Annotated in this window: 2 protein-coding genes; both read right to left on the bottom strand. The window is 49.1% G+C overall.

Features of this window, described 5'->3' with window-relative positions; translation table 11 throughout:
* On the bottom strand, window positions 1-332 hold a 332-nt coding region (locus P8O70_11555; protein MDG2197499.1), incomplete at its 3' end, for an alkaline phosphatase family protein.
* A 27-nt stretch (window positions 333-359) separates the two neighbouring features.
* Window positions 360-1484 carry a 2-aminoethylphosphonate--pyruvate transaminase gene (locus tag P8O70_11550; GenBank protein MDG2197498.1) on the bottom strand — a complete coding sequence of 375 codons (1125 nt, stop codon included), beginning with the start codon at window positions 1482-1484 and terminating at the stop codon, window positions 360-362.
* Between the last annotated feature and the right edge of the window lie 114 nt (window positions 1485-1598).

Genomic DNA, 1598 nt, shown 5'->3' with positions numbered 1-1598 from the left:
TGAAAAAGTGTCCCAGTACGCAGGAACTTCGGATCATTCATCATCACTTCTTGGCCAGATTCAGGATCCAGAAAGAAGTTTCCAGAAATCCCGTGAACCCTCGGTGGGACGCCCGTGACAATCGAGAGATTATTCGGATTTGTAAAGCTGGGGACGACACTCTGTCCACGCAAGTCCGTACCGGATTCCAGCATTTTTTGCGTGAAGGGCATGTGGCCCCCTGCGATCGCTTCTTCGATGTACTCCGGTTGGGACCCATCAATACAGACAGCCACGAGCGGTTGCTGGGGCCAGGAGTATTCTCTACCGTTTACAGTTAGTGGTGAATTCATTGGAATCATTCTTACGAGTTGAACACTTTAAGCAGGCTTGCCACTAGCAACACCCATTTCTACTAGAACCGCTTTCATCGCATCTACTGCAGCCTGCATATCTGTCGGCTGGAGATGACCGATGCAACCCACCCGGAAACTTGGAGCAACGGTCAGTTTCCCGGGATATAAGATGTATCCACGTTCCTTGACTAAATCATAAAACGTTTGGAAATCAAAGGCTGGATCAGCAGGCATCTGAAAGGTGACGATGATTGGTGCTTGTCGCTCGGGAGGCAACAGAGGTTCAAAACCTAGATCTGCCATTCCGGAAATAAGCGTTCGGCAATTCTCCGAATAGCGAGCGTTGCGCCCTGCTACACCACCTTCTTTCTCAAATTGTTCGATCGCTTTATCAAAAGCAATCAAAACATGCGTCGGTGGGGTAAAGCGCCACTGGGAACTAGCTTCCATAGCCTGCCATTGATCGTACAAATCCAAGCTCAGCGAGTGTGCATTGCCTTTGCTCTGTTCTAGTTTCTCCCTACGGATAACCGCATAGCCCATCCCCGGGACACCTTCCAAACACTTGTTCGAAGAGGCCATCACGGCATCAAACTGTACCTGCTTCGCATCCAGAGGAATGGCTCCAAAGGCACTCATCGCATCAATTATCAGTGACCGTTTGTGCTGGGCAACGATCTCAGCAATCTGCTCCACTGGATTGAGGATTCCAGAGGTTGTCTCACAATGAACCGCTAGCACATGGGTGATCGCAGAATCGTTTGCGAGTGTCTGCTGCAGAGTCTCTAGATCAGGTGGCGAATCTTCCGGTGTCTCCTGAATGACAAAAGCCCTCTGCATGTAGCCAAGCATCTTAGTCATACGCTGACCATAGGCCCCATTGACCAGCACCAAGGCCTCACCTGATCGGGAAATCAAGGTTCCCAGCGCAGCCTCTACCGCAAAGGTTCCACTGCCCTGCAAGGGTACACAGACATGAGTAGAAGTAGCTCCAGCAATTTCTAGAAGCTTCTGTCGCACTCGAGCGTTCGCTTCCAAAAAGGCTGCATCTCTTGAACCCCAATCTTGCAGCATCGCTGCTTTAGTTTCATGAGAAGTCGTCAGGGGACCTGGTGTGAGTAGTCGAGGATCATTGGGTGTGAGAGACATTTCGGGACAAAAACCAAGCTAGTAATTGACTGGATACTTTACAACTAACAGTGTGCAGTTGAAAGTATGAATTGTTAGCTGCTAAGAGAGGATAATCAAAATAATTAATTTATA

Source organism: SAR324 cluster bacterium (genome assembly GCA_029245725.1).
Classification (GTDB): Bacteria; SAR324; SAR324; order SAR324; family NAC60-12; genus JCVI-SCAAA005.
Note: the sequence above shows the minus strand (reverse complement) of the source record. Positions and strands in the feature narration are given on the sequence as shown.